The sequence below is a fragment of the Agromyces molybdatiresistens genome (genome assembly GCF_052748445.2).
Genome location: NZ_CM188258.1, coordinates 2,849,493 through 2,861,751, shown reverse-complemented (window position 1 = coordinate 2,861,751; position 12,259 = coordinate 2,849,493). Strand labels below are relative to the sequence as shown.

Sequence of the window (12,259 nt, the reverse complement as noted above, 5' to 3'; positions counted from 1 at the left end):
TGGGCTCGCGGCATCCGTTGCTATGCTTGGCGGCGTCGCGACTGGCGTTGAGATGGGTGACCATCGGGGAGCGACTGGCACGGACCGACCGCACGCCTGGGCCGGTACGCGAGGCCTCTGGGCGCGAGTCGCGCACGAGGCGATTTCCGCAGGTCCGCATGTCATCTTCGAAGGAGCCATCCCTTGGCTGAATCACTCACCACCGACGCCCCCGCCGACGCCGTCGCGGGCGACGCATCCGTCTTCAACGCACCGCTCGCCGAGGTCGACCCCGAGATCGCCGAGGTGCTCGAGCAGGAGCTGAACCGCCAGCGCTCGACGCTCGAGATGATCGCGAGCGAGAACTTCGTGCCCGTCTCGGTGCTGCAGTCGCAGGGCTCGGTGCTCACGAACAAGTACGCCGAGGGCTACCCGGGTCGCCGCTACTACGGCGGCTGCGAGTTCGTCGACGTCGCCGAGAACCTCGCCATCCAGCGGGCCAAGTCGCTGTTCGGCGCCGAGTACGCGAACGTCCAGCCCCACTCGGGCGCGACCGCCAACGCGGCCGTGCTCTCGGCGATCGCGACGCCCGGCGACACCATCCTCGGCCTCGAGCTCGCGCACGGCGGCCACCTGACGCACGGCATGAAGCTGAACTTCTCGGGCAAGCTCTACAACGCCGTCGCCTACGGCGTCGACCCCGAGACCTTCCAGGTCGACATGGACGTCGTGCGCGACAAGGCCCTCGAGCACAAGCCGCAGGTCATCATCGCCGGCTGGTCGGCGTACCCGCGCCAGCTCGACTTCGCCGCGTTCCGCGAGATCGCCGACGAGGTCGGCGCGAAGCTCTGGGTCGACATGGCCCACTTCGCCGGCCTCGTCGCCGCGGGCCTGCACCCGAACCCCGTTCCGCACGCCGACGTCGTGTCGTCGACGGTGCACAAGACGATCGGCGGCCCGCGCTCGGGCTTCATCCTGTCGCGCGACATGGAACTCGCGAAGAAGCTGAACTCCAACGTCTTCCCCGGCCAGCAGGGCGGCCCGCTCATGCACGTGATCGCCGCGAAGGCGACCGCGTTCAAGATCGCGGCGTCCGAGGAGTTCAAGAACCGCCAGGAGCGCACGCTGAGCGGCGCCCGCATCCTCGCCTCGCGGCTCACCGCCGACGACTCGCGCGCGGCGGGCGTCGACGTGCTCACGGGCGGCACCGACGTGCACCTCGTGCTCGCCGACCTCCGCACGTCCGAGCTCGACGGCCAGCAGGCGGAGGACCGGCTCCACGAGGTCGGCATCACCGTGAACCGCAACGCGGTGCCGTTCGACCCGCGCCCGCCGATGGTGACCTCGGGCCTGCGCATCGGCACGCCCGCACTCGCGACCCGCGGCTTCGGCGACGCCGAGTTCACCGAGGTCGCCGACATCATCGCGCTCGCGCTGCAGGCGAACCCGGATGTCGCGGCGCTCCGCTCGCGCGTCGAGTCGCTCACCGCGGCCTTCCCGCTCTACCCGGGCCTCCAGCAGTAGCGACGGCCCCGGACCGGGCACCGGGAGCGCGGTCACCGCGCTCCCGGCCCGGGACGCGACGACAGAATGAGGAGACCCGAATGACCGCCATCACGCTCGACGGCGTCGCCACCGCGGCCGCCGTGAAGTCCGAGCTCGCCTCGCGCATCACCGACCTGCGGGCCAACGGCGTCGTGCCGGGCCTCGGGACCCTGCTCGTCGGCGACGACCCCGCGTCGAGGTCGTACGTCGCGGGCAAGCATCGCGACTGCGCCGAGGTCGGCATCGAGTCGATCCGCGTCGACCTGCCCGCCTCGGCGACCTCCGCCGACGTGCGTGCCGCGATCCGGGACCTGAACTCGGCGCGAGAGGTGACCGGATACATCGTGCAGCTGCCGCTGCCGACCGGCCACGACGAGAACGCGATGCTCGAGCTCATCGACCCCGACAAGGACGCCGACGGCCTGCACCCGACGAACCTCGGCCGGCTCGTGCTCGGCATCGAGGGCGACCTGCACTCGCCGCTGCCGTGCACGCCCGCCGGCATCGTCGAGATGCTCCAGCGCTACGACGTCCCGATCCGCGGGCAGCACGTCACGGTCATCGGCCGCGGCCTCACCGTGGGCCGTCCGCTCGGGCTGCTCTTCACGCGCAAGGGACTGGATGCCACGGTCACGCTCACGCACTCGCGGACCCGGGACCTCGCCGCGGAGGTCCAGCGCGCCGACATCGTGGTCGCGGCCGTCGGCGTGCCGCACATGGTGAAGCCCGAATGGGTGAAGCCCGGCGCCGCCGTGCTCGACGTCGGCATCACACGCGTCGCCGACGAGGAGACCGGCAAGGGCAGGCTGACGGGCGACGTCGACCCGGCGGTCGCCGAGGTCGCGGGCCACCTCTCGCCGAACCCGGGCGGCGTCGGCCCCATGACGCGCGCGATGCTCCTCGCCAACGTCGTCAAGGCCGCCGAGATCAAGCTGCACGGCCGCTGAGCCGCTCGCACCGGCATCCGCCGTCAGCCTGACCGTCGCCCGCCGTTCACCCGGCGTGCACCCCGCGGACGCGTCGCGCGAATAGCTTCGCGCCATGAGCCGCAGCCAGCCCGACGAGGCCACCGCCGCCGGTCAGGCCGAGCCGGGTCGGCCCGCGGACGGCGCAGGCGCGTCGGGGGACCGCGCCGCCCGTTCCCGGCCCGACCACTCGGCGGCCGACGGCGGTGCATCGAGCGGCGCCGCGCGCGCCATCGCGATCATCCCGGCCCGCGGCGGGTCGCAGGGCCTGCCTGGCAAGAACGTGGCACGCATCGGGGGAGTGCCGCTCATCGCCCGGGCCGTGCACGCCGCGCTCGCCTCGGAACGCATCGACGGCGTCGTCGTGACCACCGACGACGAGGAGATCGCCGACGCCGCGCGCGGCGCCGGAGCCGAGGTGGTGGAGCGCCCCGCCGACCTCGCGAACGCGACCGCGACGAGCGAGTCGGCGCTGCTGCACGCGATCGAGGCGCTGGGCCGGGCATCGGGGGCGGATGGCGCGGGCGCGCCCGCCGACGTCATCGTCTTCATCCAGGCGACCTCGCCCTTCATCGACCCGGCCGACCTCGACGCGGCCGTCGCACGCGTGGCGGAGGGCGAGCGCGACGTCGTGTTCGCCGCGACACCGACGCACGGGTTCCTCTGGCGCGAGCGCGCGGACGACGCCGACGGCGCGAGCGCCGTCGGCGTGAACCACGACCCGTCGAACCGGCCGCGGCGCCAGGATCGCGACCCGGAGTTCCTCGAGACCGGCGCGTTCTACGTCCTGCGGACCGACGGCTTCGTGCTCGCCCGGCACCGCTTCTTCGGCCGCATCGGCATCCAGCGCGTGCACCCCGACACCGCGATCGAGATCGACGACGCCGCCGACCTGGCCCGGGCGCGCGCGCTCGCGCCACGCGTCGACCGGCGCCTCGCGGGCGGCATCGCCGCGTCGCTCGCCCGACGCGAGGGCGTGGCGTGGGTGGCCGACCCGCGCCATCCGTTCGTCGACGTCGACGCGGTCGTCACCGACTTCGACGGGGTCCACACCGACGACACCGCCATGGTCGACGAGCTCGGCCGCGAGTCCGTCCGGGTGAGCCGCGCCGACGGCCACGGCGTGGCGCGGCTGCGCGACGCGGGCATCCCCGTGCTGATCCTCTCCGCCGAGGCCAACCCGGTCGTCAGCCGCCGGGCCGAGAAGCTCGGCGTCGACGTCATCCAGGGGCTCGCCGACAAGGGTGCGGCCCTCCGCGAGTGGGCCGCGGCCCGCGGCATCCGCCTCGATCGCATCGCCTACCTCGGCAACGACCGCGGCGACATCCCCGCCCTCGACCTCGTCGGCTGGCCGCTCGCCGTGCCCGACGCGGCCCCCGACGCGCTCGAGCGGGCCCGCCACGTGCTCGAACGGCACGGCGGGCACGGCGCGGTGCGCGAGCTCGCCGAGCTCGTGCTCGCGGCGCGCGACGCGAAGCTCGGCTCCGCGGCATCCGACCTCGCTCGCGAGTCGCGCGAGCTCGATCCCGCCCATCCCACGCGCGAGCAGCGCGAGGCCATCGCCGCGGCGTCCTCCGCGACCTGACCCACCCACGAAAGCGAGCCAGCATGTCCGTGCGCATCGGCCACGCCGCCATCGGCGAGTACGAGCCCGTCTACGTCATCGCCGAGATCGGCCTCAACCACAACGGCGACGTCGAGATCGCCAAGCGCCTCATCGAGGTGGCCGCGCACGCCGGCGCGCAGGCCGTGAAGTTCCAGAAGCGTACGCCCGACATCTCCACGCCCGAGCACATGAAGCTCACGCCGCGCGAGACGCCGTGGGGCACCATGACCTACCTCGAGTACCGCCACCGGGTCGAGTTCGGCCGCGACGAGTACGCCGAGGTCGCCCGGCACGCGGCCCTCCACGGCCTCGACTGGTTCGCCTCGCCGTGGGACGCGCCGGCCGTCGCCGACCTCGAGTCGTACGGTGCCGTCGCGCACAAGATCGCGTCGGCGTCGGTGACCGACCTCGAGCTGCTCGAGGCCGTGCGCGACACGGGCCGGCCGGTCATCCTGTCGACCGGCATGTCGACGCTCGACGAGATCGACCGCGCGGTCACGGTGCTCGGCACCGAGCGCCTCGTGATCATGCACGCCACCTCGAGCTACCCCATGCCGCCCGAGGAGGCCAATCTCCTCATGATCCCCGCGCTGAAGCGCCGTTTCCCCGGCGTGCCGATCGGCTACTCGGGCCATGAGCGCGGCCTGCAGATCTCGCTCGCCGCGGTCGCCCTCGGGGCGGTCGCGGTCGAACGGCACATCACGCTCGACCGCACCATGTGGGGCTCCGACCACTCGGCCTCGCTCGAGCCGCAGGGCCTCGAGCACCTCGTGCGCGACATCCGCATCATCGGCGACGCGCTCGGCGACGGCGTCAAGCGCGTCTACCCGGGCGAGGAGGCCCCGAAGGCGAAGCTCCGCCGGGTGCTCGCGTGACGGCTGCCGAGGCGGGCGTGCCGGTGACGGATGCCGCGGCGCGGCGTCTGCTCGTCGTCGGCGACTCGGACTCCTACGTGAAGTGGGGCGCGGCGCTCGCCTCGACGCTGCCCGGCGGGTGGACCTCGCGCCTGGTCGTGGTGGCCTCGCCGGTGCAACCGAGTCCGAGGCAGCTCGTCCATGCGCTCGCCGGCACGCGCTTCGCGCCCGAGCACGCGCGGGTCCTGCCGCTCGACGGACGCCCCGGCCGCGCCGGCCTCGACGAGGAGCTCGACGACTTCGACCCGCACGCGGTGCTGCTCGCGCTGCGCGGGCCGTTCGTGCGGGTCGTCGCGCCGAGGCTCCTCAGCCGGCGGAACCGGCCGGTGCTCGTCAGCGGCTTCCCGGGCCTCACGATCCCGGCCGTGCCGAAGGCCGTGATCTATCGGGAGCAGACCGACCTCGTGGTCCTGCACAGCCGTCGCGAGGTGCGGGAGTTCCGCGCCAACGCGGCCGAGCTCGGCGTCGATCGCATGTTCGGGCTCGCGACCCTGCCGTTCCTGGCGGGCGCGTCGGCCGGGGGTGCGCCGACGCAGACGCCGGCACCGGATGCCCGGACGTCCGCGTCGACGGATGACGCGGCGCCGGCCCGCACCGATGTCGTGTTCGCCGCTCAGGCGAAGGTGCCCGTCGCCCGCGAGGACCGCCTGGCGGTGCTCGCCGCGCTCGCCGAGCTCGCCCGTCGCGAACCCCGGCGCCGCGTGGTCGTCAAGGTTCGCGCTCGGGCGGGCGAGGCCCAGACCCACGATGAGGCGCACGACTACGCCGGACTCGTGGCCGACCTGGCGGCTGCGGGCGGGATGCCGCAGAATCTCGTGGTCGAGGACGGACCCATGGCGGGTCATCTCGCCCGGGCCGGAGCGCTGGTGACGGTGAGCTCGACGGCCGCGCTCGAGGCGATCGCGCTCGACATCCCGACCCTGCTCATCGACGACTTCGGCGTGTCGCCGGGCATGATCAACACGGTGTTCGAGGGCGCGGGCCTGTTCGGCTCGACCGATGACCTCTCAGCCGGGCGCTTCTTCCGCGCCGAGCCGGGCTGGCTCGCCGACAACTACTTCCACGGGGCGGGTGCCGACGACTGGGCGGCGCGGCTGGCGGCGCTCGTCGAGGCGCGCGAGATCGTCCCGCTGCCGGAGCTCGAGCGTCGCCACGACCTCTCGGGCGGCGCGCTCCGCACCGCGTTCGAGCGACGCCGCATGCTCGGCGGGCACGACCGGACCCTCTCGGGCGCGCTGGCGTGGGGCGTCGGCGTTCCCGCTCGCGGCGTCGTCCGGCGGATTCGTCGCGCACAGCGTGGGATCGCACAGGCGGTGTCGCGTTCCGCGGGTGCGGAGGCCGGTGCGACCTCAGTCGACCGGAGCCGTGTGCCGGTCGACGTGCGCGAGGTACGCCTCGGCGTTCCGGCGGATGCCGGCCTGCTCGTCGGCGGTGAGCTCGCGCCGCACCTTGCCGGGGACGCCCGCGACGAGCGAGCCGGGCGGCACGACGGTGCCCTCGAGCACCACGGCACCGGCCGCGACCAGTGACCCGCGCCCGATCACGGCGCCGTTGAGGATCGTGGCCCCCATGCCGATGAGGCAGTCGTCCTCGACGGTGCAGCCGTGGAGCACCGCGCGGTGCCCGACCGAGACGCCCGTGCCGATCGTGACGGGGTAGCCGGCGTCGACGTGGCAGACGACGCCGTCCTGCAGGTTCGAGCGCTCGCCGAGCGTGATCGGCTCGGCCTCGGCGCGGAGCACCGCGTTGTACCAGACGCTCGACCGCGCGGCGAGGCGCACCCGGCCGACGATCACGGCGCCCAGTGCGACGAAGGCGCTCGGCTCGAGCTCGGGTGCGGGCACGTCGGCGATGGTCAGGATCCGGGCGGACGGGTCGGCGCTCATGCGGCCAGCCTATTCCGCGCTCGCGTCGCGTCGCGTCCGCCGGAGATCCGGCGATGCACAGGACGTTCGCCGTCCGTTGCGTCCTGCGGATCGCGGGGACTCCTGCGAATCGTGGGGTCAGTCGCCCGGGTCGCGGCGTCGACGGCCCAGGGCGATGCGGATGGCGCGGACCGCGGCGCCGACGGCGAACACCGCCACCCCGGCCGCGATCGACACGATCGGCAGCGTGACGACGAGCACGACGCATCCGACGGCCCCGAACCAGGACAACCACCGCGGGACGAGCCGCTCGCCAACGGGCTGCGTGAGCGCCGACGCGTTCGCGACGAGGTAGTAGAGCAGCACGCCGAACGACGAGAACCCGATCGCGCCGCGCAGGTCGGCGACGAGGATGAGCACGACGACCGCGACGCCGGTGGCGATCTCGGCGACGTGCGGCACCCCGAACCGCGGATGCACCGCCGTCAGCGCCCGCGGCAGCTCGCCGTCGCGCGCCATCGCGAGGCTCGTGCGACCGACGCCCGCGACGAGCGCGAGCAGCGACCCGAGCGCGGCCACGCCCGCGGCGATGCGGACGACGGGCTCGGCCCAGAGCCATCCGGCCACCGCGACCACGTCGACGAGCGGGGCGACGGATGCCGCGAGCGCATCGGCCCCGAGCGACCCCACGGCCGCCGTGCCGACGAGCACGTACACGACCACCACGATCGCGAACGCGACGCCGATCGCGCGCGGGATCGTGCGGGTCGGCTCGCGGACCTCCTCGCCGAGGGTCGCGATGCGCGCGTAGCCCGCGAACGCGAAGAAGATCAGGGCTGCGGCCTGCAGGACGCCGTACACGTCGGGCGCGGCATCCGTGGCCTGCAGCTCGGCGGTCGGGGCGGGCGCGCCGACCCCCCAGCCGACGCCCGCGATCGCGGCGAACCCGGCCACGACGACCACGACCAGCACCGCGATCACGGCCGACACGATCGCCGACGCGACCCGCGCGGTGCGGGTGACGCCGAGCACGTTGACGCCGACGAGCACCACGACGGCCGCGATCGCGACCGGCTTCTGCCACGCGGGCGGCACGAGGTACGCGGCCGCCGTGAGCGCCATCGCGGCACAGCTCGCGGTCTTGCCGATGACGAAGCCCCAGCCCGCGAGGAACCCGGCCCAGGCGCCGAGACGCTCCCGGCCGTAGCGGTAGGCGCCGCCCGACTCCGGGTAGCGGACCGCGAGCTGCGCGGTCGACCCGGCGTTGGCGAACGCGACCAGCGCGGCGACCGCGAGGCCCGCGAGGAGCCACCCGCCCGCCGCCTGCGCCGCCGGCGCCCACACCGCGAACACGCCCGCTCCGATCATCGCGGCGAGCCCGATCGCGACCGCGCCCCGGAGTCCGAGGCGGCGGGCGAGGCGCTCGTGCGGCGCGGCGGAATCGGTCACGTTCGCACCCTACGGCAGGGCGGTGAACGGGCGGGAACGGTCGAGCTCGGACCGGCCCGCGGCGTCGAGGCGTGCCGACGCCGGGTGCCGGGCCGGGCGGCACGAGCACGGGTGCCGCTGGCATCCGCTCGTAGGATCGAGGTCATGACGCTCGAGCCGACCGCAGCCCCCTCGCACGCCGCCGTCGACAAGGTCGCGGCCGCACTCGCGGCCGACGGGATCGAGCCGCGCATCGTGTGGTTCGACGACGCCGTGACCACTGCGAAGCTCGCGGCCGACGCGCTCGGGGTCGAGGTCGGGCAGATCGCGAACTCGCTCGTGTTCACGCTCGACGACGAGCCGATCCTGGTGCTCACGTCGGGTGCGCACCGCGTCGACACCGACTGGCTCGGCGCCGAGCTCGGCGGCACGATCGGGCGCGCCTCGAAGGAGGTCGTCAAGGCCGCGACCGGCCAGGTCATCGGCGGCGTGGCTCCGGTCGGCCATCCGTCGCCCGTGCGCACCTTCGTCGACGTCGACCTCGCGGCCTACGACGAGGTCTGGGCCGCGGCCGGGCACGCGAAGACGGTCTTCCCGACCACGTTCGACGAGCTCGTGCGCATCACGGGCGGCACGCCGACCGCGGTCGAGCCGGGCTGAACCGTCCGGCCGCGATCGAGCGGCGCCGAACCCGGGCGTCGGTGGCACCCGACGCCTCCGGCGCAGGTCGCGCCTACGCGTCGCGGCGCGCGCCCTGCGCGGCGCGGACCGTGAAGACGCCCGGTTCGCGGTAGCCGTGCTCGGCGAACGCCTCGACGACCTTGCGGCCGACGACGGGCACGAGCTCGTCGATCACGAGCGCGATCGCCGCGCCGCCGAAGCCGCCGCCGGTCATGCGGGCTCCGATCGCGCCGTTCGCCTGCGCGGTCTCGACGGCGAGGTCGAGCTCGGGCACCGAGATCTCGAAGTCGTCGCGCATCGACACGTGCGACGCGTCGAGCAGCGGGCCGATCGCCCCCGGGCCGTGCTCGCGGAGCGTGCGGACGGTGTCGAGCACGCGCTGGTTCTCGGTGACCACGTGCCGCACGCGGCGGAACGTCTCGTCGTCGAGCAGGTCGCGCGCGCGGTCGAGGTCGTCGACGCGCACCTCGCGCAGCGACTCGGCGCCGAGCGCGGCGGCGCCCGCCTCGCACGACGCGCGCCGCGCGGCGTAGCCTCCGGTCGCGTGCGCGTGGCTCACTCGCGTGTCGACGACGAGGAGCGACAGCCCCGCCTCGGCGAAGCCGAGCGGGATCACGTCGGCGTCGAGGCTGCGGCAGTCGAGGAAGACGCCCGCGTCGGCCTCGCCGAGGAGCGACGCGGACTGGTCCATGATCCCGGTCGGCGCGCCGACCGCGCGGTTCTCGGCGAGGCGTCCGATCTTCGCGAGCGTCGGCCGGTCGAAGCCGAGTCCCCAGTGCTCGTCGAGCGCGAGCGCGACGGCGCACTCGATCGCGGCCGACGACGACAGGCCGGCCCCCACCGGCACGTCGGAGTCGATGTGCAGGTCGACGCCGCGCACGTGCGCGAGGTCGGCCCCGGACTCGCCGAGCGCCCAGACCACGCCGAGCGGGTAGGCGGCCCAGCCGCTCATCGCGTCGGGCGACAGCTCGTCGAGGTGGACCTCGATCGTCTCGGGCGAGAAGGTCGAGGAGACCCGCACGACCCGGTCGTCGCGGTCGCCGAGCGCGACGGTCGTGCGACGGTCGATGGCGAAGGGGAAGACGAACCCGTCGTTGTAGTCGGTGTGCTCGCCGATCAGGTTGACGCGGCCGGGCGCCGACCACACGCCGGCGGCACGTCGGCCGTACTGCTCGGCGAAGCGGTGCTGGGCGGAGGCCACGGCGTCGGTCACAGGACAACTCCTTCGATGGCGGTGCGCAGTGCGGCGGACTGCGTCTCGGGGGGAACGTCGCCGATCCAGGCGCCCATGGCGGCCTCGGACCCCGCGAGGTACTTCAGCCGGTCGGCCGCGCGGCGCGGGCTGGTCAGCTGCATGGTGAGCCGGACGTCGTCGCGGTGCGCGTGCACGGGCGCCTGGTGCCAGGCGGCGATGTACGGCGTCGGCGTGTCGTAGAGCCGGTCGACGCCGCGCAGGAGGCGGAGGTACACGCGCGAGAGCTCGTCGCGCTCCTCGGCGTTCGTCGCCGCGAGGTCGGGCACGTGGCGGTTGGGGACGAGGTGGACCTCGATCGGCCAGCGCGCGGCGAACGGCACGTACGCGGTCCAGTGCTCGCCGGCGATGAGCACGCGCTCGCCGGAGCGTTCGCGCTCGAGGACGTCGGCCTGCAGCGTGGGGCCGTACGCCTCGATCGCGGCGAGCAGCCGCTCGGTCCGCGGCGTCACGTAGGGATAGGCGTAGATCTGCCCGTGCGGGTGGGGGAGCGTCACGCCGATCTCGCGCCCGCGGTTCTCGAACGGGAACACCTGCTGCACGCCGGGCATCGCGGAGAGGGCCGCCGTCCGATGCGCCCATGCCTCGATGACCGTGCGGGCGCGCGAGACGGTCAGGGTGCCGAACGAGCCCTCGTGCTCCGGGCTGAAGCACACGACCTCGCAGCGGCCGTGCGAGGGCAGGCGGCGCTCGATCCCGACGGCGCGAACGTCGGCGAGCGCGGATGCCGCGGCATCCGTCACGCCCTCGGCCGGCCAGTCGGGCAGGTCGGGACCGAACGACGGCGACCGGTTCTCGAACACGGCCACGTCGTAGCCGCTCGGGATCTCCGACGGGTTCGTCGCGGTCTGCGGCGCGAGCGGGTCGGCGTCGGCCGGCGGGAGGAAGACGCGGTTCTGCCGGGCGGCCGCGATCGAGACCCATTCGCCCGTGAGCGGGTCCTGCCGCATCTCCGCGACCGCGGGCCGCGGGTCGAGGGCGCGGGCGTCGATCGCGCGCTCGGCGGCGAGCGTCGTGTCGGCGTCGTCGAAGTAGATGAGCTCGCGGCCGTCGGCGAGCGTCGAGCGGCGCACGGCGATGCGCGGGTCGAGGATGCCGGGTTCGGTCTGGTGCACGGCGCCACCGTACGCGATCTTCGTTTCAGAAACAAGTGGGTTTCGTATTGCAAAGTGGGGATGGCGCGACGCACACTGTCCTCATGCATCCCGACGCCGCGCACCGCCGCAGGCTGACCGCCGACCTCGTCAGCGAGCGCGGCTTCGTGCGCGTCGTGGAGCTCAGCGAGTCGTTCGGCGTGACCCCGGTGACGGCCCGGGCCGATCTCGACGCGCTCGAGCGGGCCGGGGTCGTCCGTCGCGTCCACGGCGGCGCGGTGCCGTCCGGCGCGGGCGCCGCCGAGCCGAGGCCCGAGCGCGAGCCGAGCTTCGAGGAGGCGCTCGCGGCATCCGTCGTGCCCAAGCAGCTCATCGGCGAACGCGCCGCCGCCCTCGTCCGGAGCGGGCAGAGCGTCATCCTCGACGTGGGCACGACCACGTTGCAGGTCGCGCGTGCGCTCCGCGCCAGGGACGACCTCGACGACGTCACGATCTTCACCAACGGCCTCTCGATCGCGCTCGAGCTCGAACCCGAGATCCCGCGATTCACGGTGGTGGTGACGGGCGGCACGCTCCGACCGAGGCAGCACTCGCTCGTCCATCCGCTCGCCGGTTCGGTGCTCGACGAGGTGCACGTCGACCTCGCCGTCATCGGCTGCAACGGCGTCGACCCGAAGCTCGGCGTGACGAACGCGAACCTGCCGGAGGCATCCGTCAAGTCGCTCATGCTCCAGCGCGCGGCGCGCGCCGTCGTCGTGGCCGATGCGTCCAAGCTCGGCGAGGTCCACCTCGGGCGCATCGCACCGGTCGACGCGTTCCACGCGCTGGTGACGGATGCCGCGGCCCCCGCGGTCCTCCTCGGCGAGCTCCGCGACGCCGGGCTCCAGGTGCTCGTCGCCCGGGGGCCCGACCGGCCCTAGGGTGGAATGC

General features: G+C 74.1%; 10 protein-coding genes, 1 pseudogene and 1 riboswitch. Of the genes and pseudogenes, 7 read left to right on the top strand and 4 right to left on the bottom strand.

Features of this window, described 5'->3' with window-relative positions; translation table 11 throughout:
- Positions 1–27: 27 nt before the first annotated feature.
- A riboswitch (ZMP/ZTP riboswitch) is annotated at positions 28–109 on the top strand.
- 74 nt (positions 110–183) lie between these two features.
- From glyA to ACULK2_RS13185, 5 genes and pseudogenes are all read left to right on the top strand, one after another.
- The gene (glyA, locus tag ACULK2_RS13205; protein WP_445968327.1) at positions 184–1,503 is read left to right on the top strand and encodes a serine hydroxymethyltransferase; all 1,320 of its coding nucleotides are present in this window, start codon (positions 184–186) and stop codon (positions 1,501–1,503) included.
- An 80-nt stretch (positions 1,504–1,583) separates the two neighbouring features.
- Positions 1,584–2,471 (top strand): bifunctional methylenetetrahydrofolate dehydrogenase/methenyltetrahydrofolate cyclohydrolase, encoded by an 888-nt coding sequence (locus tag ACULK2_RS13200; protein ID WP_445968326.1) that lies wholly within the window; start codon positions 1,584–1,586, stop codon positions 2,469–2,471.
- Between the two features lie 94 nt (positions 2,472–2,565).
- Positions 2,566–4,074 (top strand): cytidylyltransferase domain-containing protein, encoded by a 1,509-nt coding sequence (locus ACULK2_RS13195; protein ID WP_445968325.1) that lies wholly within the window; start codon positions 2,566–2,568, stop codon positions 4,072–4,074.
- 23 nt (positions 4,075–4,097) lie between these two features.
- On the top strand, positions 4,098–4,970 hold the full coding sequence (locus ACULK2_RS13190; protein WP_445968324.1) for an N-acetylneuraminate synthase family protein: 873 nt from the start codon (positions 4,098–4,100) through the stop codon (positions 4,968–4,970).
- Positions 4,967–6,055 (top strand): annotated as a pseudogene (locus ACULK2_RS13185) (DUF6716 putative glycosyltransferase); the annotation flags it as partial. The gene ACULK2_RS13190 and the pseudogene ACULK2_RS13185, both read left to right, overlap by 4 nt.
- 303 nt (positions 6,056–6,358) lie before the next feature.
- Here the strand turns inward: ACULK2_RS13185 and ACULK2_RS13180 are convergent.
- Together ACULK2_RS13180 and ACULK2_RS13175 are read right to left on the bottom strand one after the other, a co-directional pair.
- Entirely contained in the window at positions 6,359–6,895 is a 537-nt protein-coding gene (locus ACULK2_RS13180) for a gamma carbonic anhydrase family protein (protein ID WP_445968323.1), read from the bottom strand.
- A gap of 117 nt (positions 6,896–7,012) precedes the next feature.
- Entirely contained in the window at positions 7,013–8,323 is a 1,311-nt protein-coding gene (locus ACULK2_RS13175) for an APC family permease (RefSeq protein WP_445968322.1), read from the bottom strand.
- Between the two features lie 144 nt (positions 8,324–8,467).
- Between ACULK2_RS13175 and ACULK2_RS13170 the strand changes: the two genes are divergently transcribed.
- Positions 8,468–8,962, top strand: a complete 495-nt coding sequence (locus ACULK2_RS13170) for a YbaK/EbsC family protein (RefSeq protein ID WP_445968321.1) — start codon at positions 8,468–8,470, stop codon at positions 8,960–8,962.
- A 73-nt stretch (positions 8,963–9,035) separates the two neighbouring features.
- Here ACULK2_RS13170 and galK read toward each other — a convergent pair whose 3' ends face one another.
- Both galK and galT read right to left on the bottom strand, forming a co-directional pair.
- A complete protein-coding gene (gene galK / locus ACULK2_RS13165) occupies positions 9,036–10,196 on the bottom strand; it encodes a galactokinase (protein ID WP_445968320.1) in 1,161 nt (386 codons plus the stop codon).
- Positions 10,193–11,350 carry a galactose-1-phosphate uridylyltransferase gene (galT, locus tag ACULK2_RS13160; protein WP_445968319.1) on the bottom strand — a complete coding sequence of 386 codons (1,158 nt, stop codon included), beginning with the start codon at positions 11,348–11,350 and terminating at the stop codon, positions 10,193–10,195. The genes galK and galT overlap by 4 nt, the downstream gene beginning before the upstream one ends.
- Before the next feature lie 83 nt (positions 11,351–11,433).
- Between galT and ACULK2_RS13155 the strand changes: the two genes are divergently transcribed.
- Positions 11,434–12,249: a DeoR/GlpR family DNA-binding transcription regulator gene (locus ACULK2_RS13155; protein ID WP_445968318.1), complete on the top strand. Its 816-nt coding sequence runs from the start codon at positions 11,434–11,436 to the stop codon at positions 12,247–12,249.
- Positions 12,250–12,259: the final 10 nt, after the last annotated feature.

Coding starts and splice junctions, on each gene's coding strand:
- ACULK2_RS13200 (WP_445968326.1), top strand. CDS start 1,584: ATGACCGCCATCACGCTCGACGGCGTCGCCACCGCGGCCGCCGTGAAG.
- ACULK2_RS13195 (WP_445968325.1), top strand. CDS start 2,566: ATGAGCCGCAGCCAGCCCGACGAGGCCACCGCCGCCGGTCAGGCCGAG.
- ACULK2_RS13190 (WP_445968324.1), top strand. CDS start 4,098: ATGTCCGTGCGCATCGGCCACGCCGCCATCGGCGAGTACGAGCCCGTC.
- ACULK2_RS13180 (WP_445968323.1), bottom strand. CDS start 6,895: ATGAGCGCCGACCCGTCCGCCCGGATCCTGACCATCGCCGACGTGCCC.
- ACULK2_RS13170 (WP_445968321.1), top strand. CDS start 8,468: ATGACGCTCGAGCCGACCGCAGCCCCCTCGCACGCCGCCGTCGACAAG.
- ACULK2_RS13155 (WP_445968318.1), top strand. CDS start 11,434: ATGCATCCCGACGCCGCGCACCGCCGCAGGCTGACCGCCGACCTCGTC.